The organism is Serratia sp. LSHTC3 (assembly GCF_057197125.1).
Genome location: NZ_JBXUNP010000002.1, coordinates 597,969 through 621,304, shown reverse-complemented (window position 1 = coordinate 621,304; position 23,336 = coordinate 597,969). Strand labels below are relative to the sequence as shown.

Genomic DNA, 23,336 nt, shown 5'->3' with positions numbered 1-23,336 from the left:
GGCGCTCGATGCGCCGGTTTTTTTATGCCTGCCAGGCCTGGTGTTGCAATACCACCCGGTAGCCATCAGGATCTTCAAAGGTTTGCCCCGCCCGATCCCAATAGGGGTTATAGGCGGCGACCGCCAAGAACCCCGCCGCCCGCATCCGCTCACACGCGGCTCGCCATTCGTTCTCATCCGGCAGATAAAACACCAGCAGGTGATCCTGCGTCGGCGCCTGCCCGACCCGCACCCCGCGATGCTGCGTAAACTCCAGATGGTAAGCATGCTGCGGATGCCCGATCATCATGCCGTCAAAGCCCAGATGATCGACAAACTCGCCCAGCCTTTCGAACCCCAGCCCACGGCAATACAGCGCGGCAATCTCTTGCAACCGATCTGTCGGGCGCGCGATGCGCAACACCGCTTTGGCTATCGACATGAACGCCTCCGCCTCATGATAATTTCATACAGCGCCATACCCGCCAGCATCGCCAACAGGAACGGCCATACCCGACTTATCTCCGCCCCGGCCAACACCCAGGCTGGGCCAGGGCAAATCCCCGCGATGCCCCAGCCGATGCCGAACAGCGCGCTGCCCGCCAGTAAACGGCGATCCACACGCCCGGCGGCCGGGATCTGCAACGTTTCCCCCAACAGGCTCCGTTCGCGTCGCCGCGCCCACAGGAAGGCCGGCGCCGCCACCGCGATCGCCCCAGCCATCACCAGCGCCAACGAGGGATCCCACTGGCCGGTAACGTCGAGAAACGCCAACACCTTGGCCGGATTGGCCATGCCGGCGACGATCAGCCCCAGACCGAAAATGACGCCGCTCAGCAGCGCCAACAACGATTTAAGCATTTTCACCCTCCCAACAGGTGGCGCATCAGCCACACGGTCATAAACCCCAGCAGCATGAACACCGCCGTGGCGGCCAGCGAACGCGGCGCCAACCGCGCGACACCGCACACGCCGTGCCCGCTGGTGCAACCGCTGCCCAATCGAGTACCCAAGCCCACCAACAGCCCTGCGGCCGCCAGCCAGCCGTTGCCAACCGAGATCTCACCGGATGGCAACGTCGCAGCGGCAGCATATAGCCACGGGGAGAGCAGCAACCCGCCAATAAATGCGGCGCGCCAGCCCCGCTCCCGGCCGCCCGCGCTCAATAAACCGCCGGTAATGCCACTGATACCGGCGATCCGGCCGTTGAACAACAGCAGCAGCGCTACCGCGCCGCCGATAATGGCCCCGCCCGTCAACGCGGAATACGGCGTGAAGTGCTGCCAGTCAATGGTCATCGCGGTTCTCCGGCTGTGGGCAATACAGTTGATACAGGGTCGCGAGCAGCGCCAGCGCTTTGGCATCGGCCACCGCATAGTAAATCTGCTTGCCGGCTCGCCGGGTGGAGACCAACCCCTCCTCGCGCAGCACGCCAAGCTGTTGGGACAGCGTCGGCTGGCGGATATCCAGCGCCTGCGCCAGTTCGCTCACCGCCATCTCGCCCTGACTGAGCCGGCACAGCAGCAGCAGCCGATCTTCGTTGCCCAGGGTACGCAGCATCGCACCGGCCTGCGCCGCCGCCTTGCGCATCGCATCAATATCCATTGCCCCTCCTTCAGTTTATAAAATTATATAATATAATTTTATAAACCATTTTACCGTGCCGCGCCACAGACTGGTGTGAAACAGCGACGCATGGCATGCTGTCCTCCCCCTTTTGCCGCGCGGAGCCTGCTTACGATGCTGCTTTTTCACGACGTTCTGCCGCCCGATCGGCCTGTCCGGCCATTAGCCAGAGATTATCGCCACGGCGACAGCGAGCCGGACCACTACCATAACTGCGCGCAGCTGATCCATAGCCTGAGCGGCGTGGTGCAGGTCACGACCCGGCTCGGCAGCTGGGTGGTGCCGCCCGGCCGCGGCGTCTGGGTGCCGGCGAAAGTGGTGCACAGCCTGCGTATCACCGGCCAGGTGGCGGCCAGGACGTTGTTCGTCGATCCGTTGGCGCGCGCCGATCTGCCGGCCCAATGCCAGGTAGTGCAGGTTTCCCCGCTGCTGCGCGAGTTGATTATCTGTGCGATGGAGATTGCGCCCGGCTACCCCAGCGGCGGGCGCGATGAGCGCGTGATGGAACTGATTCTGGATGAGTTGCGAATGCTGCCGATCCTGCCGCTGCACCTGCCGGAACCTCGCGAAGCCTCGTTGCTCGCCCTGTGCCGCCACATCCAGGCCACGCTGGCGCAGCCCTGGACGCTGGAACAGGCTGCCGCTCATCTCAGCGTCAGCGGACGCACCCTGTCGCGACGCTTCCTGCGAGAAACCGGGCTACATTTTAGCGACTGGGTGCGACGCGCCCGTTTGCTGGCGGCATTAAACGCGCTGGCGACCGGCCGCTCGGTGTTGGAAGTGGCGCTGGATCTCGGCTATGACAGCCCCAGCGCGTTCAGCGCCATGTTCCGCCGGCTGCTGGGAGTAGCACCCAGCGACTATTTCAGCCGGACTGTGCCGACGTTGGCGCCAGATAGCGCCCGGCGACGTTGAACAGCGCCTGCAGCGAGGCGCTGGCGGAGTCGACGTCGATGCCAACGCCATAAGTCGCCTCACCTTGCGGCAGCGTACAGCGAATATAGGCCACCGCTCGGCTATCGCTCTGATGCCCCAACGTATGCTCGTGGTAATCCTCGATCGCCAGCGGCAAGCCGAAGCGCTGACGCAGTGCATCCACCGCGCTGGACAGCAGACCATTGCCGGCCCCCTGCAGGCGCAGCGGCTCTCCCTCGCAGGCAACTCGCGCGTTGAAGCTGTAGGCCTCTACCCCATGGCTTTCCGTCTGGTAGCTTAACAGCTGCAAACGCGGCTGCTCCACCAGCCCGTAAGTATCGCGGAATAAGCGCCACAGCTGCGCGCCGCTCATTTCTTTGCCGCTATCGTCGGTCGCGCGCTGCACCACCTGGCTGAAATCAATCTGCAAACCACGCGGCAACGCCAGCCCATGATTCTGCTCCAACAGCCAGGCGGCGCCGCTTTTGCCGGACTGGCTGTTGACCCGGATCACCGCCTCATAGCTGCAACCGACATCGGCGGGATCGAGCGGCAGGTATGGCACCTGCCAGCGGCCATCTTGCCGCTGCCGCTGTGCGGCGAAACCTTTCTTGATCGCATCCTGATGCGAACCGGAGAAGGCGGTAAACACCAACTCACCGGCATAAGGATGGCGAGGATGCACCGGCAGTTGATTGCACTGCTCCACCACCTCCACCACCTGCTTCAGGCGGCTGAAGTCGAGACCCGGCGCCACGCCCTGGGTATAGAGATTCAACGCCAGCGTGACCAGATCGACGTTGCCGGTGCGCTCTCCGTTGCCGAACAGGCAGCCTTCGACCCGATCGGCGCCGGCCAGCAAGGCCAGCTCCGCACAGGCCACGCCGGTGCCGCGATCGTTATGCGGATGCACGCTGATCGCCACATCGGCGCGACGGCTGAAGTGACGGCAGAACCATTCGATCTGATCGGCATACACGTTGGGCGTGCTCACTTCCACCGTCGCCGGCAGGTTGATGACCATCGGCCGCTGCGGCCCCGGCTGCCAAACCTCCGCCACCGCTTCGCAGATCTCCAGCGCAAACTCTAACTCAGTAAAACAGAAGGTTTCCGGCGAATATTCGAAGCACCAGGCGGTATCGGGCTGCGCCTCGCACTGCCGGCGAATGCGCCGCGCGCCGTTCACCGCCAGCGCCACGGTCGCCGCCTTATCCTGGCGGAACACGATATCGCGAAACATCGGCGCCGTGGCGTTATACAGATGCACGATAGCCCGCGGCGCCCCCTGCAGCGCCTCGAAGGTGCGGTCGATCAGATCGTCACGTGACTGCGTCAGCACCTGGATCGTAACGTCGTCCGGGATCAGCCGCTCGTCGATCAGCGCGCGTACAAAGTCAAAATCCGTTTGCGACGCCGAAGGGAACGCCACCTCGATCTCTTTGAAACCACACTGCAACAACAATTGATAGAATTCGCGCTTGCGCGCGTTATCCATCGGCTCCGCCAGCGCCTGGTTGCCGTCGCGCAGATCGCTGGAGCACCAGCGCGGCGCCTGCCGCAGCGTACGCGCAGGCCATTGGCGGTCCGGCAACGCCACCGGCGGGAAAGGTCGGTATTTGCTTGAAGGGTCGATTAACATGGGCTTCTCCTGACGCCAGAGTGAACGATCGCGTCATTATTTCCCGCCATCGCCTCCTCTTCTCCCGCTTTGCGGACAACCATCGTCGCAAAGCGGACAACAAAAAAATTTGCATCCTGCGCCAGTGAGACAACAATTAGTTTTGACGTTTTCCCCCACCGCGCCGGCAGCACGCCGGACGCTTTACTCTCATTGTCAACGGAGGCGAACATGAGCCTGTATGCAACCCTGGAAGAAGCCATCGAGGCCGCACGCGAAGAGTTTATCGACACCGCCGAAGGCGGCAGCGGTGACGAACCGCCGGTGCCCCAGCAGTTCAATCTGCAAAAGTACGTGATGCAGGATGGCGACACGATGTGGCAGGCGGAGTTCTTCGAAGAAGAAGGCGAGGCGGTAGAATGTCTGACGCTGCGCAGCGGTGCGGCGGCGCAGGCGATCTTCGACGGTGACTACGACGAGGTGGAAATCACCGCCGAGTGGATAGACGAAAACACCCTGTACGAATGGGAGGAAGGCGACTTTCAGCTCGAGCCGCCGCTGGATACCGAAGAAGGCCAGGCCGCCGCCGATGAGTGGGATGAACGTTAACCCGCACCACGCTTTCATCGCCAAGGAGGCCGCATGATTATTCGCCGGGCCCGCCCTACCGACTACCCCGCCATTTTGCAGCTACAGGGGGAAAACGTGCCGGAAGCGCTCGACGAGCGCCAAAAACGGCAGGGATTTATCGTATCGCGCATGAATGAGGCGCAGCTGGCGGCGATCAACCGCGGCATCGGCATATGGGTGGCCGAACAGGAGAACCAACTGGCGGGGTTTGTTTGCCTGATGCCCGCCGACGTGCAACCGCGCCCGCCGGTGGTGGAGGCGATGCTGGTGACGCTCGCCACGCAATCCTTCGCCGGACGGCCGCTGAGTGAGCAGCGGGTGTTTCTCTACGGCCCGGTCTGCCTCGCCGCCGCCTGGCGCGGCAAAGGCGTGCTGAAGCGCCTCTACGCCGCGGTCAAAGCGCATACCTGCCATGACTATGACGTGGGCGCGTTGTTTATCGACGATGACAATCCGCATTCGTTGGCCGCTCACGTGCAAGGGTTGGGGATGACGGCGCTGGCGCCTTTCCATTGCGGGCAGCAAGGCTATCAGCTGGTGGTGTTCGCCACCCGCTGAACGGGTTTATTCATAGGGGCCGTGTTGCGCATCGAACGGCAGCATAAAGGTGTCCACCACCATCGACAGCGGCACATCTATCACCGTGACGTAGCGCCAGGGCGTGTCACGCAGATCCCACTGCACGCCGGGATAGTACTGGTGGCCATGCCCCGCACCGGGCACGGTGCGGCTGATAATGCTGCCGCAGCCGGTGAGTGTCATCACACCGGCCGTCACGCAGGCCAGCCGAAGATAGGAAGAGAGCTTCACGACATTGACTCTGAGCAAGGGGTTGTTTCGCGAGTGAACAACGCATCGGCCGCAGTCTATCACAGTTCCCTTTCTCCACCGGTACCGGCGCACGTAAGCAAAAGGTAAAAAAAACGGGGAATGCGCCATGCGCATTCCCCGTCTGAGCGTTGCCGATTAGCAATTAACGCCGGCCCGTAGGGTGCGCCAGCGGGTTGTGCGGCAACTGCTGATAATGCTCACGCCAGGCGGCGCCTTCCGGCAACAGCCAGACGCGCTGATGCAAACGAGCCAGCGTGACCGGATCGCTCAGCAGCTCCAGACGTTTGCCCTTCACCAGCTTCTCAGGCCCTAACTGTAGCGCTTCGTTCACCCGCTCCTCACGATTGCGATCGAGCGTCGCGCGCAGATGGTGACGCGCCGTCGCCAACGCCGTCGCCAGCGCATTGAAGGATGGATTGACCACCGCATGCATAAAGCCGTTGGTCAGCGCGCGGTTGCGGTTGAGATGCAGATATTCTTCCGTCGCCAACAGCTCACGCGGCGGATTGTACTCTTCCGGGATCAGGAACAGCTTGGCGCGTTTGCTTTTCATGCCCAGCGTTGCGCGGCTCGACAACACCGACACAAACGGCGACAGGATCAGCGAGAACACGATCGGCGCCAACCACCACAGAAAGCGCAGATCCAGCCACGCCATGCCGCCGGCCCACACCAGGCCCAGCAACATCTGCGAGCCATGGCGGCGGAACGCTTCGCCCCACGGCGTATCATCATCGTCACGCTGCGGCGAATTCCACACCACTTCCCAACCGAGGAAGGCGCTCACCACGAACACGGTATGGAACAGCATGCGCACCGGCGCCAGCAGCACCGAGAACAGCATTTCCATCAGCATCGAAATGAACAGACGGAACGCCCCGCCGTATTCTTTCGCGCCCTTGGCCCAGATCAGCACAATACTGAGCAACTTCGGCAGGAACAGCAGCACCAGCGTGGTGGAGAACAGCGCTATCGCCAGCTCGGGCCGCCACTGCGGCCAGACCGGGAACAGCTGCCGTGGCTGCAGGAAGTATTGCGGCTCCATCAGCGTATGCACCACCTGCAATGCGGTGGAGAGCGCCAGGAACATAAACCACAGCGGCGCCGACAGGTAGGACATGACACCGGTAAGGAACACCGCGCGGTGCACCGGGTGCATGCCTTTCACCAGGAACAGGCGGAAGTTCATCAGGTTGCCGTGACACCAGCGACGGTCGCGCTTCAGCTCGTCCAGCAGGTTTGGCGGCAGCTCTTCATAACTGCCCGGCAGATCGTAAGCGATCCACACGCCCCAGCCGGCGCGGCGCATCAGCGCCGCTTCAACGAAGTCGTGCGACAGGATAGACCCGGCGAAAGAGCCCTCGCCCGGCAGCGGCGCCAGCGCACAGTGCTCGATAAACGGCTTCACGCGGATGATGGCGTTGTGCCCCCAGTAGTGCGACTCGCCCAGCTGCCAGAAATGCAGGCCAGCGGTGAACAACGGCCCGTAAACGCGGGTGGCGAACTGCTGCACGCGCGCATACAGGGTATCCATGCCGGACGCCTTCGGCGCCGACTGGATGATGCCGGCGTTCGGGTTGGCTTCCATCAGGCGCACCAGCCCGGTGAGGCATTCGCCGCTCATCACGCTGTCGGCATCCAGGATCACCATGTAGCTGTACTCACCGCCCCAGCGACGGCAGAAGTCGTCAATGTTGCCACTCTTGCGTTTGACGCGGCGGCGGCGGCGGCGATAGAAGATGCGGCCGTGGCCATCGACATCGCGGCACAGCTCCATCCACGCTTTTTGCTCGGCCACGCAGATGTCCGGATCGTAGCTGTCGCTCAGCACGTAGATATCGAAGTGTTCCAGCTGACCGGTCGCAGCGACGGACTCATAGGTCGCACGCAGGCCGGCGAACACGCGTTCGACGTCTTCGTTGCAGATCGGCATGATCAGCGCAGTGCGGTGCGCCGGGTTGATCGGCTCATCGCCCTTGATGGTGGAGGAAATGCTGTATTTGTCCTTGCCGATCAGCAGCTGCAGGAAGCCCATCAGCGCGGTCCAGAAACCGGCCGAGACCCAGCAGAACAGGACGGCGAACAGGATCAGAATGCCGGTTTGCAGCACATACGGCAGCAGTTGCAACACCGACTGCATCAGATCCTGATCCAGCATGGCGATAGGATCGATCAGCGCCCAGCCCTGATAAGGCAAGATGGTTTTCATGTACCAGGTGGCGATGCCGGTTTGCACCAGCATCAGCACCAGCAGCACATAGCGGCGCATGGAGCCGACGGTACGCCAGCGGTTCTCGGCCTCGGCCTCCTCTTTGGTGGCGTGCCGATTGTGCGGCGACCGCCCCAGCAGAGAATCCCAGAAGCGCGCCACCGGGTTGGTGCGCCAGGCTTCCGGGAACATGGTGGTGCGTTTGATCGGCGGCGTCGCCTTCAGAATGGCGCGCCCTTCGGCGTCGGTATCGAAGTCGTCATCGCTGACCGCATCCGGCCAGGCGTTTTCGATACGCGGTTTGACCGAGGCCAGCGCCACGTCATCCGCCGACAGGCTATTAACGTTGGCGTCGGCGGCGCCCATCTGCCGATGGAGCGCCTCCAGTGCCTGAGCGCCATCCGCCGTTTGAGGGTTGAGCGCCTCCGACCGCTCGGCGGTCAGAGGCAGCGCCGCAAGATAATCCTGGGCGGGTTGAGTAGGCTTATTCATTGGCAGGTAGCTGATAGCTCCAGGTTTCCGACAGAGTCTTATCGCCATTGACCAGCGCCGCACGCATTTCTACCGGCTTCTTGTCGTCTTTCACTTTCAGACGCACCGTCAGGCGCCAGCCTTTGGTCACTGGGTTATAGCGGACGTTGTTTTCTACCATCTCACCGTTGTCGCCGATGCTGATCTGAGAAGCGACCGGGGTATTGGCGTCCAGCCCTTTCAGCACCGGGCCAACGAAGTCGACCAGGAAGGCCACGCTGCCGTCTGGCTCGCGGATCAGGTTGGACTGCTTCACGTCGCCGGTCGAACGCATGGTACGGGCCACATAGGCGATATCTTGCGAATGCAGTTTGTCTTCATCGCGGGTGAAGTTCAAACGGTAGCTCAGCGTCAGCGGCTTTTTGGCTTCCGGCAAGGTATCCGGCGTCCAGAACGCGACGATGTTGTCGTTGGTTTCATCCGCCGTCGGGATCTCCACCAGTTCGACCTTGCCTTTGCCCCAGTCGCCCTTCGGTTCGATCCAGGCGCTCGGGCGCAGATCGTAGCGATCGTCCAGATCTTCGTAATCCTTGAAGTTGCGGCCGCGCTGCAGCAGACCGAAGCCTTTCGGATTCTCGACGGTATAGGTGCTGACGGACAGGTGTTTAGGATTGTTCAGCGGACGCCAGATCCACTCGCCGTTGCCGGCGTGGATAGACAGACCGTTGGAATCGTGCAACGCCGGGCGGTAGTTCAGCGTCGGCGACGGCTGGTTCGGCCCGAACAGGTACATGCTGGTCAGCGGCGCCAGGCCCAGTTTGCCCACCTTGTCGCGCAGGAACACTTTAGACTCGACGTCCACGGTGGTGTCGCGGCCCGGGATCACCGTGAAACGGTAAGCGCCGGTGGCGCGCGGGGAATCCAGCAACGCATAAATCACCAGGTGCTTGTCGCCCTGCTTCGGACGCTCAACCCAGAATTCGCGGAAACGCGGGAACTCTTCGCCGGACGGCAAAGCGGTGTCGATAGCCAGGCCGCGAGCGGAAAGCCCGTAAACCTGTCCTTTACCCACCACGCGGAAATAGCTCGCGCCCAGCAGGCTCATGATCTCATCGTTTTTGTCGGCGCTGTTGATCGGATAAAGCACCTTAAAACCGGCAAAGCCGAGGTTTTTCACCGATTCAGGGTCGTGTTTGACCGAACCGAAGTTGAAGTAATCCGGGCTGTACTTGATCTGTTTTACGCTGGTGGAGGTGACTTCGTTGATTTTCACCGGCGTATCGAAGTACATCCCCTGATGATAAAACTCAAGCTTGAAAGGGGTTTTCAGCTTGCTCCAATAGGCTTTATCGTGATTGAACTGAATTTGCTGATAGTCTGCGAACTTCATCTCGCGGAACTGAGAAGGAAGGTTGCTCTTCGGGGCTTCGAAACCTTTCGCCGCCAGATCCTGCGCCTGCTTGGCGACATCATCAATAGAAAAGGCCCAAGCCGGCGAACTGAACAGCGTGAACAATACGGTCGCACCTAACCAACGAACGCTCGCGGCGCGTGGTTGTCCGGATAATATATTAACTAGCACATCCCCCCCTATTCGTGTGCTCAAAGCATTTAAATCCATATTAATGGATTACTCAGCTTTCCGACAACATGATAAATGGATGGTTCATGTTTACGGCTCATTGTTTAAGCAGCTGATGGAACACCAGCGTAGCAAGCCGCGCAACAAGACGCTATGGAAAAATGCGGGGGGCTATAGTAGGGTTCCGGATAACAATTTAACGTTTGACGACTTATTAAGCGTGTTAATGAACTCTCGATTAAATCACCAGCGGTAATCTATGACTAAAGGCAGCAAACAGCGCGAGTTTTTCCTCGACTCCATCAGAGCCTATTTGATGTTGCTCGGCATCCCGTTTCACCTCTCCCTGATTTATTCCAGCCACGCCTGGGCGGTGAACAGCGCGTCGCCCTCCTTTTCGCTCACGGTGCTGAACGACTTCATCCACGCCTTCCGCATGCAGGTGTTCTTCGTGATATCCGGCTACTTCTCCTACATGCTTTACGAGCGCTACGAGCGCCACCAGTGGCTGAAGGTCAGGCTGGAGCGGGTGGCGATCCCGCTGTTGAGCTCCATCCCGCTGATCACGGTGCCGCAGTTTTTCATGCTGAAATATTTCACCGACAAATTAAACGGCTGGGATGAATTTTCTCTCTATCAGAAAATAAATGTAACAGTTTGGGAATTGGTTTCTCATCTGTGGTTCTTATTGACGCTGTCATTGTTAACCTGCGCCTGTTTTTATCTGTTCCGTAAAATCAAGCGTCAAACCCGTGAATATATTCCAACGCTAATAAACAGAATGCGTGGATTAGGAAACATCTCACTGTATTTCTTTATTTATGCGGTATGCTATTCGGCCGCGCACCGCATTATTTTAATTTTCGCCCCGCAGCTATTATCCAACGGCCTGTTCAATTTCGTGGTGATGGAGACGATGTTCTACTTGCCGTTCTTCCTCCTCGGCGCCTATGCGTTTAAGTATGTGTGGCTTAAGGAGATTTTTCTGCGCCGTTCGCCGCTGGCGCTGCTCGGTTCGCTGCTGCTGTTTATCGCATATATGCTGAACCAAAAGCTGTTGGCGCACAGCAGCTATATGTTCGAGCTGGAAGTGGTGATCAAAACCCTAATGGGGATCCTGATGACCAACGTCGTGTTCTCTTTCGGGCATAACCTGCTGAATTATCACTCGCCGCGCATCACCTATCTGGTCAACGCCTCGCTGTTTATATATCTGGTGCACCATCCGTTGACCCTGATATATGGCGCTTTCGTGACGCCGTATATCGGCAACAACCTGTTGGGATTCTTGCTGGGCCTGCTGTTTGTGTTCTCTCTGGCCTTCGCGCTATATGAACTGCACAAGCGCATTCCGGTGCTGCGCTTCCTGTTCTCCGGCAAACCGCAATAACCTTTCCCCTGTAAACCCGACCGTTTGCAGGGGGCTTCTGTCATATTGCCGCCGCGTAAAAAGCCTATACTGGTGGTTTGCATACAGAGCACACATTGCTCAGCCTGGCGTCGACCGTTAAGGCAAAGTGATACGGCTGCATAGATAACCTAGCCGTTATAACTGCAATGCATAAGTAGAAATCCGGATCCCTGCCTTACGGTAGTGATTGGGCTCAACACCCCCGAAGGGCTGCGCGATCGTTTAATTTATTCGGTGGCGTTAGCTGCATCTCCCTTCCGTCACGACAGAGAGGATTTTGAATGACCGATAAGAACACCCCAGCTCAAGAAGCCATAGCGGAAAACGCCACCCTGCTGAAGATCCTCGGCAGGTTGCTGTCCGCGCTGGACGCTTCGATCAGCGGCAAAGAACGCAGCGTTTTGGTCGCTGAGCTTTCCAACTTCAATCTCGACGGCATTTCCGAAGCGGAAAGCAAGCTGGCCACCGAGCTGATCAAACGGGCGCTGGAATCGCTCGATCATTAATCCTACCGCGCCTGCAAACCATTAAGCCTGCCGGCGCGGGCTTAATGGTTTTTCCCTCAGCCACGATCGGGCATTGTTGCCAAAGCAGAAATACAGCAGCCTGATAATGTTGGATAAAAGACAGCATTCTCCCTCTTCCCCTCACTTTATTCGGTTAATCGCACCAAAGGGCAATAATTGATCGGTTGTTTTCGCAATCAGCCTTGGCGTTTTACCCACTAAACACGTTATCATCGACACCAGCGCAGTGCCCCTATCCCCCAGCCTCAGGAGAGCGATATTTTGGATGCCAGCACCATTAACAGTTTGTTCGTCATCGGTGCCGTGCTGGTGGGGGCAAGCATTCTGCTCAGCTCATTTTCTTCCCGGCTCGGCATTCCGATCCTGGTGATCTTCCTGGCGATCGGCATGCTGGCCGGCGTCGATGGCCCCGGCGGCATCGTCTTCAGCAATTACCCGGTCGCTTATCTGGTCAGCAACCTCGCGTTGGCGGTGATCCTGCTCGACGGCGGCATGCGTACCCGGGTCAGCTCTTTCCGCGTCGCCCTGTGGCCGGCACTCTCTCTCGCCACCGTCGGCGTAGTGATCACCGCCGGCCTGACCGGCATGGCCGCCGCCTGGCTGTTCAATCTCGATCTGCTGCAGGGGCTGCTGATCGGCGCCATCATCGGTTCCACCGACGCCGCCGCGGTCTTCTCCCTTTTGGGGGGCAAAGGTTTGAACGAACGCGTCAGCGCCACGCTGGAGATCGAATCCGGCAGCAACGATCCGATGGCGGTGTTTCTCACCATCACGCTGATTGCGATGATCGCCGCCGGGGAAACCGCACTGAGCTGGACCTTCCCGCTGCATCTGATGCAGCAGTTCGGCATGGGCATCGTCTTCGGTCTGGGCGGCGGCTGGCTGCTGCTGACGCTGATCAACCACATCAAACTGGCGGACGGCCTCTATCCGCTGCTGGCGGTAAGCGGCGGCATTCTTATTTTCGCGCTGACCACCGCGCTGGACGGCAGCGGCATTCTGGCGGTGTATCTGTGCGGCCTGCTGCTGGGCAACCGGCCGATCCGCAACCGTCACGGCATCGTACAAACCTTCGATGGCCTCGCCTGGCTCAGCCAGATCGGCATGTTCCTGGTGCTCGGGCTGCTGCTTAACCCGCACGAGCTGCTGCCGATCGCCATCCCTGCCCTGCTGCTGTCGCTGTGGATGATCCTGTTCGCCCGCCCGCTGTCGGTGTTTATCGGCCTGCTGCCGTTCCGCAGCTTTACCCTGCGCGAGCGCGGCTTTATTTCCTGGGTCGGCCTGCGCGGCGCGGTGCCGGTGATCCTGGCGGTGTTCCCGATGATGGCCGGGCTGCCCAACGCCCAGCTGTTCTTCAACGTGGCGTTCTTCGTGGTGCTGGTCTCCCTGCTGCTGCAGGGCACCACGCTGTCGTTTGCCGCCAAAAAAGCCAAGGTGATCGTGCCGCCGGCGCTGACGCCGATCTCCCGCGTTGGGCTGGACGTGCACCCGGAAAACCAGTGGGAACAGTTCGTGTATCAGCTTTCGGCGGAAAACTGGTGCGTCGGCGCGGCGCTGCGTGAGCTGAAAATGCCGCCCAATACCCGCATCGCCGCCCTGTTCCGCGGCAAAGAGCTGCTGCACCCGAGCGGCAGCACCCGGCTGCGAGAGAACGATATTCTGTGCGTCATCGGCCATGAGCACGATCTGCCGATCCTCGGCAAGCTGTTCAGCCAGGCGCCGGCTGTGACGCTCGACGAGCGCTTCTTCGGCGACTTTATACTGCAATCCGATGCCCGTTTGAGCGATATCTCGCAGGTCTATGGCCTCAATCTGCAAGACGACGTGGACGAGCAGCAGACGCTGGGGCAGTTCGTCATTCAGCTGATCGGCGGTGAACCGGTGATCGGCGACCAGGTGGAATGGGACGGTCTGACCTGGACCATCGCCGAAATGGACGGCAATCAAGTCAGCAAGATAGGCGTGCGGATCGTGACCGACTAACGCTGCCGCTCAGGCGCCGGCCTACCAGATGAGGGAACTTCTGGCCTTAAGAACGCTCTTAATCTCTATCACGATGTATGCAGTACGGCGCTGCCAAATTATATCCCTTTGATATAACGGCGCCGATAGGGATTAGGGAAGTGAACGGCAAGACTCGATTTCTTTCGGTGATAGTGATCATGGCGCTGGGCGTAGCGGCGCTCGATCTCGGCATCGCCGGTTTGGTCCATAGACTTTTAATTGGATAATTTCAACGTGACGCAGCAGGAACAAGAAAAAGACATTCTGGGGAAAATACTGGTGACGGTGTCCGCGCTTTGCCTGATTCTGGTGGCGGCGTTCCTGATCTGGGGATTCGTGCTGGATTGACGCCGCGCGACGCTCAGACATAAAAAAAACCGCCGCGGCGGTTTTTTTTATGGGGCAGGCAATCAGATCTTGCAACCTTCGCAGTCCGCTTCGTCTTCGAGGAACTCGGGGACCTCTTTTACCTTCTGCGCCGCTTTTTCTTCGGCTTTCGCCAGTTCGGCATCGATATCAAAATCGAAAATATCATCACTCATCGCTTGGTCCTCATTCTGCTTCGCGTTCAAACGCTGAGTATAATCGACAAGCCGCCGGCCGGAAACCTTTCAGTTCGCCGCCGCCAGCTGAGACGGTTCATCCTGCGGCTTTTTTCCGTAGGCCATGTCGTACACGTCGTAGAAATCGATTTCGCCCTTGTTGCCGATGATGATTCGCATCTTCTGTTTCAGCGCGGCGCCGATGGACGGCTCATCCAGCAGCTGCTGCACCGCATAAGGCGACAGCGCGCGGGTGAAGTACCATTCGCCGTTGTAGCAAACCCGCAAATCCAGCACCCCGATGTCCTCGAAACGATACACCGGCCGGATCTCGATCAGCAGCATGGCGAACATGAACAGCACGAAAGCGGTGAAGCCCAGGAAGGCATACATCCCCATATACGGCACCTGATACATCACGGCGATCACCGCGAAGTAACCGGCGAACATGGCAAGGCACAAATAGCGGTGAGTGCGGGCGAATTCGCTGTTGAAGCGCGGCTTGCCGTCCCGCCCTTCGCGCCGATTGATCTGTTCAATCTCTTTAACCAAGATGCTTTTAATCGCGTCCATCGTTACAACCTTATGCTGGAAACAGCATTGCCATCAAATCTCACCGCTAAAAGTAACACAAGTACAGTTTTGCCGGGTAGATCAGTTAGCCAACTTAATGGCGGCAACTGTTATAGTTCGGCTTCAGCGCGGCTGAGCGGCTTTGCCTTGCGCAAACATGAACATGCGCTGGGCGACGTCGTCGGCCTGTTTGATTTTTTGCTTTTGCGGTTCGTTGCTGCGTTGAATGGCGCGGGCGTAGGCGATTTCATGGGCCTGATCGATCATGGCGATGATCCGGTCACGTTCGACCTTCTCCATATTGCCCAACATGGTGGTGATAATCGCCTGATAAGCGTTGGATGCGGCGCTCAGCGCTTTCTCTCTCGCCTCAAGGGCGGCGACGCGTTGCAAGAGCTCCTGCAGTTGCTCGGAGTGAGACATATCGACCTCCTGTTGCCGGGCAGCAAGCCTGCCTGATTACAGTTTAGCAAAGGATCGAAAGAGAAAGAGGAAGGAAAGCCAGCGGTTACGGTAAAGCACACCCGAAAATCCCAACGAGGAGCCGATAGTGCAAATCAACCCGGGTGCGCTTTACGATAAGCGCGGTGAGATGAAGGAAAGAAAGCTGGCGCGCTATGCAGGACTCGAACCCGCGTCTATCAATTTTCAAGCCAAAACAAGCCATTATAAAACCAATCACTCTGCCAACTGAGTTAATAGCGCGTTCCTTCGCTTCGGGGTGCCATTATCCATAACAACATTATGGACTCAAGCTTTTTTAGCATAATGCCCTGAATTTACAGATAAGTCTTAGGTTATCGATAGCGTTATGGCATTACGGCAGCGCAATAATCCGATAATCGCCGGCCATGAGCGGCTTGCACAGAATCTTGTAGCCATCGCTGTCAAAGTGGCTGGCCGCGCTCTGCAGCAACTTCGCCTGCGCCAGATTGCCGACCGAGCCCAGATAAAACCAATTGTGGATCACATGGTACTGACGCAGCGTCTCGCCCTGCTCCTCCAGCGCCACGCGTCCGGCGAACGGCCAACAGGCGATGCGCAACTGTTCAAGCGCCGCGCTAAGCCGCAGAGCATGTTCCTGCGCCGACTCCACGCCACAGCAGGCGCCGGCGCACTTGCGCAGGCTGTAACGGAAACAGGCTCGCCCGGCGGGCAGCTTGTCGATCCCCAGCTTGCCGTAACATAAACGATGCTCGTCGGCGATGGCGCGCAGCTTTTCCAGCGCGGCGTGGCGATTGGCAAACAGCCCGTAGAGATCGGGCGTGACGGCGAAGTCGATCTCTTTGGCGTGAGCAATCGTCACCGCATCTGCCTGCAAGCGCAGCGCGCAAAGCTGTTTCGAGCGCCGCAGACGTTTGTTGAACAGCGGCTGTTGTTGTTTGATCAACTGCGCCTCCAGCAGCAATGCGCCCAACTCACCGGCGGTCTCGATAAAGCTGATGCGTCGAGTTTGGCGCAGCATTTTAGCCTCGTCCTGCGCGCGGAAGTGCGCCATCACCCGGCTGCGTATATTGACGCTTTTACCGATGTAAAGCGGCAGGCTCTCGCTTTGACCGTGAAACACATACACGCCCGGCCCTTTAGGCAACGGCGCCAGGCAGGCGCGCAGGTGCTCCGGGTATTGATAAATGTCGAGTTCCGGCTCGAGGCGGTTTGGCATCATGGCGGTGGCATTATCCTGCTGATGAATGAATACTGGTTTTTTAGCCAGTATAACGCGCCCTGCAGCCGGTTGCACACCCGGCGGATAATAACTCACCGTGATCTTTAACGGGAAAGCCTTTACTATCCCCTTTCCAGCGGGAAAGCGCCTCACGTTTAGCGCCAGTTCAAGCTGGCGCTGCCATGATGGCAGACTGGAACCGCCGCTTTTATCGTTATGGAAAACCTGGGTATGTCATCACTGAAGCTCCCCTCCCGCCGTCTGGCGTTGCTCGCCGCCATCGTTTTCATCGCCGTCGCCGTCGCGCTGGCCATCTTTTGGCAACGCCCGCCGCAGCAGGATTACGTTACCGCGCCGGCCCGCCTGGGCGATATCGAAAACGCCGTGCTGGCCACCGGGCGGCTGGATGCCATCGAACGCGTCAACGTCGGCGCCCGCGTCTCCGGCGAAGTCAAATCGCTGAAGGTCAAGCTGGGCGATCGCGTCACCAAAGGGCAACCGATCGCCGACATCGACGATCTGCAACAGCGCAACGATCTGCGCAACGCCGAGGCGGCGCTGAACGTAGTCAAAGCCAATATGTTAGCCAAACAGGCCTTGCTGAAACAGGCGGAGTCGCGTTTCAAACGCCAGCGCCGCATGCTGAACGACGAAGCCAGTTCGCGGGAAGACTTCGAAACTGCCGAAGCCTCGCTCGCCACCACTCGCGCCGATCTGCAGGCGCTCAATGCGCAGTTGGTGCAATCGCAGATCGAAGTCGAGAAGAAAAAAATCGATCTGGGCTATACCCGCGTGGTTGCGCCGATGGACGGCATCGTTATCGCCGTGGTCACACAGCAGGGGCAAACGGTCAACTCCAGCCAAAGCGCGCCGACCATCGTCAAGCTGGCGCGGTTGGATATGATGACCATCAAGGCGCAGATCTCCGAAGCCGACATCACCCGCATTTCACCGGGGCAAAAGGCGTACTTCACTATTTTCTCCGATCCGGATAAACGGTACGACGCCACGCTGCGCACCATCGAGCTGGCGCCGGAATCGGTGATGAAAGACGATTCGCTCGCCGGCACCAGCTCCGCTTCCGGCTCCGGCACCTCGAACGCCTCGGTCTATTACAACGCGCTGCTGGACGTACCCAACCCGGAGAACCGCCTGCGCATTGCCATGACCGCGCAGGTGTCCTTGCTGCTCGGCGACGCGAAGAACACCCTGCTGGTGCCGATCCAGGCGGTGCATAAAGCCGAAGGAGAAATGCAGCAGGTGCAGGTGCTGACCCAGGACCAGCGGTTGGAAACGCGCAAAGTGACCACCGGCATCACCAACAATGTCGACATTCAGATCCTCAGCGGCCTGAAAGCCGGTGAAACCGTGGTGCTGTCGCAGCCCGCCGCCAAATCGGCTGAGGATGGCATCTTCCTGTGAACGCGATCATCGAACTAAAAGGCATCAGCCGAACGTACACCAACGGCGGTCAAGCGTTAACGGTGTTGAAAGACATCGATCTGACCATCGCCGCCGGCGAGCTGGTGGCGATCATCGGCGCTTCCGGCTCAGGCAAATCGACGCTGATGAACATCATGGGCTGCCTCGACGTGCCGGATCGCGGCGATTACTACATCAGCGGCCAGAACGCCGCCCACCTGTCGCCGGACGAACTGGCCCGCCTGCGCCGCGAACATATCGGTTTTATCTTCCAGCGCTATCACCTGATGCCCGATCTCAGCGCGCTGGGCAACGTCGAAATCCCGGCCATCTACGCCAACGCCCGGCGCGATCAGCGGCGGCTGCGGGCGGCGCAACTGCTGGCGCGGTTAGGCCTGGAGGGACGCGAAGACCACAAGCCCGGCCAGCTTTCCGGCGGCCAACAGCAGCGCGTCAGCATCGCCCGCTCCCTGATCAACGGCGGCGAAATTATCCTGGCGGACGAACCGACCGGCGCGCTGGACACCCAATCCGGCCAGGAAGTGCTGGCGATCCTGAGCGAACTGAATCAGCGCGGCCATACCGTGGTGATCGTCACCCACGATATGAAAGTGGCGCAACATGCGCAGCGCGTCATCGAACTGCAAGACGGCAAGATCATCGCTGACAGCGGCCGCAAATCGGCGTCCGGCCCATCGTTGCCGCCGCCGAACCGCAGCCGGCAAAGCGGCTGGCAACGCCTAATCGACCGCACCCGCGAATCGCTGCACATGGCGCTGAAAGCGATGAACGCTCATCGTCTGCGCACCGCGCTGACCATGACCGGCATCATCTTCGGCATCGCCGCCGTGGTCACGGTAGTGGCGCTGGGCGAAGGCGCCAAACAGCGCACGCTGGAAAACCTCAAAGATCTCGGCACTAACGTGGTAAGCATCTATCCGGGCCGCGATTTCTTCGACGACGCCATCGACAGCATCCGCACCTTGGTGCCGGCCGATGCCGACGCGCTGGCGCAGCAAAGCTTCGTCGACAGCGTCAGCCCGGAAGTAGACGCTTCCGACAGCATCCGTTTTCGCAGCAAATCCGCCACCGCCTCGATCACCGGCGTCGGGCGCGACTATTTCCGCGTTAACGGCGTCGAGCTGTTACAAGGCGTGACTTTCCGCGACGATCGTAATGCGCTGCAGGAAGTGATCATCGACGACAATGCGCGCCAGGCGCTGTTCGGCGATTTCGGCGTCGAGCCGCTCGGCCAGATCGTGTTTCTCGGCTCGGTGCCGGCACGGGTGATCGGTGTGGCGAAAAGCAATCGCAACTACGCGCCCAATCGCATTACTGTTTGGATGCCCTACAGCACGGTGATGTATCGCATGGTAGGCAAACCGACGCTCAGCGGCATCACCGTTCGGCTAAAGGACAATGTCGCCAGCGAATCGGCCGTCACCGCTATCACACAGCTGTTGACCCAACGCCATGGCGTAAAAGATTTCCGTTTGTACAACTTCGATAAAATCCGAAAGTCCATCGAACGCACGTCAATGACTTTCAGCCTGCTGATCCTGATGGTGGCGTCCATCGCGCTGGTGATCGGCAGCCTGGGCGTGATGAACATCATGCTGGTCTCGGTGACCGAACGCACCCACGAAATCGGCGTGCGCATGGCGGTCGGCGCACGGCGCAGCGACATCATGCAACAGTTCATGATAGAGGCGGTGCTGGTCTGTCTGATCGGCGGCGCTTTGGGCATCGCGCTATCGTTCGCCGCCGGGTCGCTGTTCACCTCGCTGGCGGGCGGCATGTTCACCGCCATCTATTCCTGGCAAGCCGCCGCCACGGCATTTTTCTGTTCAACCTTAATCGGCATGATCTTCGGTTATCTCCCCGCCCGCAAAGCGGCAAGGATGGATCCGGTCGTTTCATTGGCCAGCGAGTAACCCATGAAAATTTTATCTCCCCTGGCGTTAAGCCTCGCCGCCCTGCTCACCGCCGGCTGCGGCAATGCCCTGAAAAGCGACTACCGGGCGCCGCAGGTCAACTATCCTGCGGGGTGGCAATACGCTGCCGACAACGCCGCGCCGACGCCGTTCGACTGGCGCGATTTCCACGATCCCGAGCTCGATCGTTGGCTGCAACTGGTGATGGCGAGCAATAACGATCTGGCCGCCGCCGTGCTGCGCGTTTACCGCGCGCGGCTCGAGGCGGAACGCGTCGGCATCAGCACCGCGCCCGGCGTCAGCGCCTCATTAGGCAGCAGCATTAATCGCCCGCTGTCCGAGTCCTCCGCGTGGAATAAAACCAGCAACGCGACACTCTCTACGAGCTATGAAGTCGATCTGTGGGGTAAACTGGCGCGCCAGCGCGACGCCGCCGAGTGGGCCAGCCAGGCTTCCGAGCAGGATCTGCAAACGGCGCGCCTGACGCTGCTGGCCGACGCCGCCACGAATTACTGGCGCATCGGCTTCCTCAATCAGCAGATCGACGTCAGCCGGGCGAGCATCGCCTATGCCAAAACGACGCTACGGCTGGCCAACGCCCGTTATCAGGCCGGCAGCATCTCGGCGCTGGACGTGGTGAACGCGGAGCAAAGCTTGCTGACGCAGGAAAGCCGACTGCTGGCGTTGCAGCACGAACGCCAACAGGCGCTGAACGAACAGGCGGTGCTGCTGGGTGCGCCTTCGGGCCAGGCCACCATCGCGCCCGCACGCCTGCCGACGGCGGCGATGCCGCAGATCAACACCGGCATTCCCGCCAGCGTCCTGAGCCGTCGCCCGGATCTCAGCGCTCAAGAGCTGCGGTTGCGCGCCGCCCTGGCCAACGTCGATGAAAAACGTCTGCAATACTATCCCGAGTTCAGCCTGACCGGTTCACTGGGCGCCAGCAGCAGCGCGCTGCTGGAATTCCTGCGCAACCCGACGGGCAGCCTCAGCGCCAGCCTGACGCTGCCGTTCCTGCAGTGGCGGCAAATGGGCGTGGAAATCAAGATCGCCCGCAACGACTATGAACAGCAAGTTCTGGCCTTCAAGCAGGCGCTGTACAAAGCGATGGGCGATGTGAACAATGCGCTGTCACTGCGCACGCAGCTGCTGGCGCAGGAAACGCAGTTGCGCGCCTCATTGGCGCTGGCGCGCAAATCGGAGCGGCTGAACGAGGTGCGCTACCGGCAGGGCGCCGTCACCATTACCGACTGGCTAAACGCTCAGGAGCAACGCCGTCAGGCGGAACTGGCGGTAGACGAAAACCGCTTCGCGCAGTACCAGAACCTGGCGAAAATCTATCTGGAGTTCGGCGGTTCGTCGGCGCCCTAATCCAAACTGCCTGGCCAGTTGGTCAGGCGTTTTTTTAGCGACGAACACATCAATTTTTCCTGTTTTATCTCCCGTACTCTCTATACTTGAAACATCATCAATCAGACGAAAAACCGTCAAATAGCACAATTATTAGACTATTCTCGCACCAAATCGGTGCAAATACTTAAGTTAAACTGCTGGATTTGATCGCCGCAAGATATAACGTTAAGCTATAGATGCAAAATAATTAGTCACCTAAATGACATAATCTTGGCATAAACGACGATATTTTGTGATCCACATCCCAACTTAAATGTGGATAATGAATCGTTTTGAATCGCGATTCGATTAGCCGATTTGATAACTCGAAAACAACAGTGAACGGAGATGACGCTTTCACGAACAACGAATAATTCATTAAGGGATGATTATATGAAGTTAAGAAAAAAACGACATAAACCGATGCACATTAACGACATCACCATCATCGATGACAGCAAACTCAAGAAGGCGATCACCGCGGCGGCCCTGGGCAACGCGATGGAGTGGTTCGACTTCGGCGTATACGGCTTTGTCGCCTATGCGCTTGGCCAGGTCTTCTTCCCCGGCGCCTCTCCCGGCGTGCAAATGATCGCCGCGCTGGCGACCTTCTCCGTGCCCTTCCTGGTGCGTCCGCTCGGCGGCCTGTTCTTCGGCGCTATGGGCGACAAGTTCGGCCGGCAAAAAGTTCTCTCGGTCACCATTATCATCATGGCGGTCAGCACCTTCTGTATCGGCCTGATCCCGTCCTATGCGTCGATCGGCATCTGGGCCCCGATCCTGCTGCTGCTGGCCAAACTGGCGCAGGGCTTCTCCGTCGGCGGTGAATATTCCGGTGCGGCGATCTTCGTCGCCGAATACTCACCGGACCGCAAACGCGGCTTTATGGGCAGTTGGCTGGATTTCGGCTCCATCGCCGGCTTTGTGATGGGCGCAGGCGTAGTGGTGCTGATCTCCAGCATCGTCGGCGAAGCCAACTTCCTCGACTGGGGCTGGCGCATTCCGTTCTTCATCGCCGCCCCGCTGGGCCTGATCGGTCTCTATCTGCGCCATGCGCTGGAAGAAACCCCGGCGTTCCAGCAGCACGTGGATAAGATGGAGAAAGAAGATCGCAACGCCATCGAAAATCCGCCGAAAACCTCGTTCAAAGAGATCGCGGCCAAACACTGGAAAAGTTTGCTGGTGTGCGTCGGTATCGTGATTTCCACCAACGTGACCTATTACATGCTGCTGACCTACATGCCGAGCTACCTGTCGCATAACCTGCACTACTCGGAGGATCACGGCGTTCTGATCATCATCGCCATCATGATCGGCATGCTGTTCGTGCAGCCGGTGATCGGCCTGACCAGCGACCGTATCGGTCGTAAGCCGTTTATCATCGGCGGCAGCATCGGCCTGTTGGCGCTGGCGATCCCGTGCTTCATTTTGATCAACAGCAACGTCATCGGCCTGATCTTCGTCGGCCTGCTGGTGCTGGCGGTGCTGCTCAACTCCTTCACCGGGGTGATGGCCTCGATTCTGCCGGCAATGTTCCCGACGCACATCCGCTACAGCGCGCTGGCGATTTCGTTCAACATTTCGGTACTGATCGCCGGTGCGACACCGACCGTCGCTGCCTGGCTGGTCGAAGCGACCGGCAACCTGTACATGCCGGCCTACTACCTGATGGTTGTGGCGGTGATCGGTCTTATCACCGGTCTGTACATGAAAGAGACCGCCAACAAGCCGCTGCGCGGCGCGACGCCGGCCGCTTCTGACCGTACCGAAGCGAAAGAACTGCTGCAGGAGACCTACGACAACATCGAACAGAAAGTCGAGGACATCAACGCGCAGATCGCCGAGCTGGAAAAGAAAAAGCAGATCCTGATAGACCAGCACCCCAAGCTGGACTGATCGCCGCTGAAAGCCACCCGTTTGGGTGGCTTTTTTACTTTGATTTCAAAAGAAATAATGCGCAGCGCATTTTTATGACAATCAGGATTGGTGGTACGCTTTGCCGCA

At 59.3% G+C, this 23,336-nt stretch carries 23 protein-coding genes and 1 tRNA gene; 11 read left to right on the top strand and 13 right to left on the bottom strand.

Annotated features, from left to right (window positions below; genetic code table 11):
* Window positions 1–22: 22 nt before the first annotated feature.
* From AC2CGI_RS10165 to AC2CGI_RS10150, 4 genes are read right to left on the bottom strand one after another with little or no spacing between them, the layout of a single operon-like run.
* A complete protein-coding gene (locus tag AC2CGI_RS10165; protein ID WP_021504903.1) occupies window positions 23–421 on the bottom strand; it encodes a VOC family protein in 399 nt (132 codons plus the stop codon).
* Window positions 412–840 (bottom strand): YeeE/YedE family protein, encoded by a 429-nt coding sequence (locus tag AC2CGI_RS10160; protein WP_021504902.1) that lies wholly within the window; start codon window positions 838–840, stop codon window positions 412–414. The genes AC2CGI_RS10165 and AC2CGI_RS10160 overlap by 10 nt, the downstream gene beginning before the upstream one ends.
* Before the next feature lie 2 nt (window positions 841–842).
* Window positions 843–1,277 carry a YeeE/YedE family protein gene (locus AC2CGI_RS10155; protein ID WP_076740348.1) on the bottom strand — a complete coding sequence of 145 codons (435 nt, stop codon included), beginning with the start codon at window positions 1,275–1,277 and terminating at the stop codon, window positions 843–845.
* Window positions 1,267–1,584 carry an ArsR/SmtB family transcription factor gene (locus AC2CGI_RS10150; protein ID WP_004927863.1) on the bottom strand — a complete coding sequence of 106 codons (318 nt, stop codon included), beginning with the start codon at window positions 1,582–1,584 and terminating at the stop codon, window positions 1,267–1,269. The genes AC2CGI_RS10155 and AC2CGI_RS10150 overlap by 11 nt, the downstream gene beginning before the upstream one ends.
* Before the next feature lie 135 nt (window positions 1,585–1,719).
* Between AC2CGI_RS10150 and AC2CGI_RS10145 the strand changes: the two genes are divergently transcribed.
* Window positions 1,720–2,520: an AraC family transcriptional regulator gene (locus tag AC2CGI_RS10145; RefSeq protein WP_076740349.1), complete on the top strand. Its 801-nt coding sequence runs from the start codon at window positions 1,720–1,722 to the stop codon at window positions 2,518–2,520.
* Here the strand turns inward: AC2CGI_RS10145 and leuA are convergent.
* Complete coding sequence (leuA, locus tag AC2CGI_RS10140; protein WP_076740350.1) at window positions 2,471–4,159, bottom strand: 2-isopropylmalate synthase; 1,689 nt, start codon at window positions 4,157–4,159, stop codon at window positions 2,471–2,473. The genes AC2CGI_RS10145 and leuA overlap by 50 nt on opposite strands.
* Window positions 4,160–4,369: 210 nt before the next feature.
* Here leuA and AC2CGI_RS10135 point away from each other — a divergent pair, with 210 nt between their 5' ends.
* Complete coding sequence (locus tag AC2CGI_RS10135) at window positions 4,370–4,747, top strand: MysB family protein (RefSeq protein WP_004927872.1); 378 nt, start codon at window positions 4,370–4,372, stop codon at window positions 4,745–4,747.
* Window positions 4,748–4,780: 33 nt separating this feature from the next.
* Window positions 4,781–5,326 (top strand): GNAT family N-acetyltransferase, encoded by a 546-nt coding sequence (locus tag AC2CGI_RS10130; protein ID WP_033633373.1) that lies wholly within the window; start codon window positions 4,781–4,783, stop codon window positions 5,324–5,326.
* Window positions 5,327–5,332: 6 nt separating this feature from the next.
* Here the strand turns inward: AC2CGI_RS10130 and AC2CGI_RS10125 are convergent, their stop codons facing one another.
* The 3 genes from AC2CGI_RS10125 to mdoG form a co-directional block, all read right to left on the bottom strand.
* On the bottom strand, window positions 5,333–5,578 hold the full coding sequence (locus tag AC2CGI_RS10125) for a YceK/YidQ family lipoprotein (RefSeq protein WP_004927875.1): 246 nt from the start codon (window positions 5,576–5,578) through the stop codon (window positions 5,333–5,335).
* A gap of 163 nt (window positions 5,579–5,741) precedes the next feature.
* On the bottom strand, window positions 5,742–8,300 hold the full coding sequence (gene mdoH, locus AC2CGI_RS10120) for a glucans biosynthesis glucosyltransferase MdoH (RefSeq protein WP_015377416.1): 2,559 nt from the start codon (window positions 8,298–8,300) through the stop codon (window positions 5,742–5,744).
* Window positions 8,293–9,861, bottom strand: a complete 1,569-nt coding sequence (gene mdoG, locus AC2CGI_RS10115) for a glucans biosynthesis protein MdoG (protein WP_004927882.1) — start codon at window positions 9,859–9,861, stop codon at window positions 8,293–8,295. Before mdoG ends, mdoH begins: the two co-directional genes overlap by 8 nt.
* A gap of 259 nt (window positions 9,862–10,120) precedes the next feature.
* Here mdoG and mdoC point away from each other — a divergent pair, with 259 nt between their 5' ends.
* From mdoC to AC2CGI_RS10095, 4 genes are all read left to right on the top strand, one after another.
* On the top strand, window positions 10,121–11,251 hold the full coding sequence (gene mdoC / locus AC2CGI_RS10110; protein WP_015377415.1) for a glucans biosynthesis protein MdoC: 1,131 nt from the start codon (window positions 10,121–10,123) through the stop codon (window positions 11,249–11,251).
* Between the two features lie 302 nt (window positions 11,252–11,553).
* On the top strand, window positions 11,554–11,778 hold the full coding sequence (locus tag AC2CGI_RS10105; protein ID WP_004927891.1) for a hypothetical protein: 225 nt from the start codon (window positions 11,554–11,556) through the stop codon (window positions 11,776–11,778).
* Between the two features lie 282 nt (window positions 11,779–12,060).
* On the top strand, window positions 12,061–13,782 hold the full coding sequence (locus AC2CGI_RS10100) for a potassium/proton antiporter (protein WP_015377414.1): 1,722 nt from the start codon (window positions 12,061–12,063) through the stop codon (window positions 13,780–13,782).
* Between the two features lie 240 nt (window positions 13,783–14,022).
* On the top strand, window positions 14,023–14,151 hold the full coding sequence (locus AC2CGI_RS10095; RefSeq protein WP_016928228.1) for a hypothetical protein: 129 nt from the start codon (window positions 14,023–14,025) through the stop codon (window positions 14,149–14,151).
* Between the two features lie 62 nt (window positions 14,152–14,213).
* Here AC2CGI_RS10095 and AC2CGI_RS10090 read toward each other — a convergent pair whose 3' ends face one another.
* The 5 genes from AC2CGI_RS10090 to cho form a co-directional block, all read right to left on the bottom strand.
* Window positions 14,214–14,345, bottom strand: a complete 132-nt coding sequence (locus AC2CGI_RS10090; protein ID WP_015377413.1) for a hypothetical protein — start codon at window positions 14,343–14,345, stop codon at window positions 14,214–14,216.
* Window positions 14,346–14,414: 69 nt separating this feature from the next.
* Window positions 14,415–14,918, bottom strand: a complete 504-nt coding sequence (locus AC2CGI_RS10085; RefSeq protein ID WP_015377412.1) for a YlaC family protein — start codon at window positions 14,916–14,918, stop codon at window positions 14,415–14,417.
* Window positions 14,919–15,041: 123 nt separating this feature from the next.
* Window positions 15,042–15,341, bottom strand: coding sequence for a sigma-S stabilization anti-adapter protein IraP (locus tag AC2CGI_RS10080; RefSeq protein WP_015377411.1), 300 nt, complete (start codon window positions 15,339–15,341; stop codon window positions 15,042–15,044).
* Between the two features lie 185 nt (window positions 15,342–15,526).
* A tRNA-OTHER gene (locus AC2CGI_RS10075) sits at window positions 15,527–15,623 on the bottom strand.
* Between the two features lie 112 nt (window positions 15,624–15,735).
* Entirely contained in the window at window positions 15,736–16,584 is an 849-nt protein-coding gene (cho, locus tag AC2CGI_RS10070; protein ID WP_015377410.1) for an excinuclease Cho, read from the bottom strand.
* A gap of 231 nt (window positions 16,585–16,815) precedes the next feature.
* Between cho and etsA the strand changes: the two genes are divergently transcribed.
* The 4 genes from etsA to proP all read left to right on the top strand — a co-directional run bounded on the left by etsA (window position 16,816) and on the right by proP (window position 23,228).
* On the top strand, window positions 16,816–18,006 hold the full coding sequence (etsA, locus tag AC2CGI_RS10065; protein WP_015377409.1) for a macrolide efflux RND transporter periplasmic adaptor subunit EtsA: 1,191 nt from the start codon (window positions 16,816–16,818) through the stop codon (window positions 18,004–18,006).
* The gene (locus AC2CGI_RS10060; protein WP_015377408.1) at window positions 18,003–19,940 is read left to right on the top strand and encodes a MacB family efflux pump subunit; all 1,938 of its coding nucleotides are present in this window, start codon (window positions 18,003–18,005) and stop codon (window positions 19,938–19,940) included. The genes etsA and AC2CGI_RS10060 overlap by 4 nt, the downstream gene beginning before the upstream one ends.
* Window positions 19,941–19,943: 3 nt before the next feature.
* A complete protein-coding gene (etsC, locus tag AC2CGI_RS10055) occupies window positions 19,944–21,311 on the top strand; it encodes a macrolide efflux RND transporter outer membrane subunit EtsC (RefSeq protein ID WP_015377407.1) in 1,368 nt (455 codons plus the stop codon).
* 414 nt (window positions 21,312–21,725) lie between these two features.
* Entirely contained in the window at window positions 21,726–23,228 is a 1,503-nt protein-coding gene (gene proP / locus AC2CGI_RS10050) for a glycine betaine/L-proline transporter ProP (RefSeq protein ID WP_015377406.1), read from the top strand.
* Window positions 23,229–23,336: the final 108 nt, after the last annotated feature.

Excerpts from the sequence above, each read along its gene's own strand:
- AC2CGI_RS10155 (WP_076740348.1), bottom strand. The coding sequence starts at position 1,277 with ATGACCATTGACTGGCAGCACTTCACGCCGTATTCCGCGTTGACGGGC.
- mdoH (WP_015377416.1), bottom strand. The coding sequence starts at position 8,300 with ATGAATAAGCCTACTCAACCCGCCCAGGATTATCTTGCGGCGCTGCCT.
- AC2CGI_RS10160 (WP_021504902.1), bottom strand. The coding sequence starts at position 840 with ATGCTTAAATCGTTGTTGGCGCTGCTGAGCGGCGTCATTTTCGGTCTG.
- AC2CGI_RS10085 (WP_015377412.1), bottom strand. The coding sequence starts at position 14,918 with ATGGACGCGATTAAAAGCATCTTGGTTAAAGAGATTGAACAGATCAAT.
- AC2CGI_RS10135 (WP_004927872.1), top strand. The coding sequence starts at position 4,370 with ATGAGCCTGTATGCAACCCTGGAAGAAGCCATCGAGGCCGCACGCGAA.
- leuA (WP_076740350.1), bottom strand. The coding sequence starts at position 4,159 with ATGTTAATCGACCCTTCAAGCAAATACCGACCTTTCCCGCCGGTGGCG.
- etsC (WP_015377407.1), top strand. The coding sequence starts at position 19,944 with ATGAAAATTTTATCTCCCCTGGCGTTAAGCCTCGCCGCCCTGCTCACC.
- etsA (WP_015377409.1), top strand. The coding sequence starts at position 16,816 with ATGTCATCACTGAAGCTCCCCTCCCGCCGTCTGGCGTTGCTCGCCGCC.
- cho (WP_015377410.1), bottom strand. The coding sequence starts at position 16,584 with ATGATGCCAAACCGCCTCGAGCCGGAACTCGACATTTATCAATACCCG.
- AC2CGI_RS10165 (WP_021504903.1), bottom strand. The coding sequence starts at position 421 with ATGTCGATAGCCAAAGCGGTGTTGCGCATCGCGCGCCCGACAGATCGG.
- AC2CGI_RS10105 (WP_004927891.1), top strand. The coding sequence starts at position 11,554 with ATGACCGATAAGAACACCCCAGCTCAAGAAGCCATAGCGGAAAACGCC.
- mdoC (WP_015377415.1), top strand. The coding sequence starts at position 10,121 with ATGACTAAAGGCAGCAAACAGCGCGAGTTTTTCCTCGACTCCATCAGA.
- AC2CGI_RS10130 (WP_033633373.1), top strand. The coding sequence starts at position 4,781 with ATGATTATTCGCCGGGCCCGCCCTACCGACTACCCCGCCATTTTGCAG.
- proP (WP_015377406.1), top strand. The coding sequence starts at position 21,726 with ATGAAGTTAAGAAAAAAACGACATAAACCGATGCACATTAACGACATC.
- AC2CGI_RS10150 (WP_004927863.1), bottom strand. The coding sequence starts at position 1,584 with ATGGATATTGATGCGATGCGCAAGGCGGCGGCGCAGGCCGGTGCGATG.
- AC2CGI_RS10080 (WP_015377411.1), bottom strand. The coding sequence starts at position 15,341 with ATGTCTCACTCCGAGCAACTGCAGGAGCTCTTGCAACGCGTCGCCGCC.
- AC2CGI_RS10090 (WP_015377413.1), bottom strand. The coding sequence starts at position 14,345 with ATGAGTGATGATATTTTCGATTTTGATATCGATGCCGAACTGGCGAAA.
- AC2CGI_RS10145 (WP_076740349.1), top strand. The coding sequence starts at position 1,720 with ATGCTGCTTTTTCACGACGTTCTGCCGCCCGATCGGCCTGTCCGGCCA.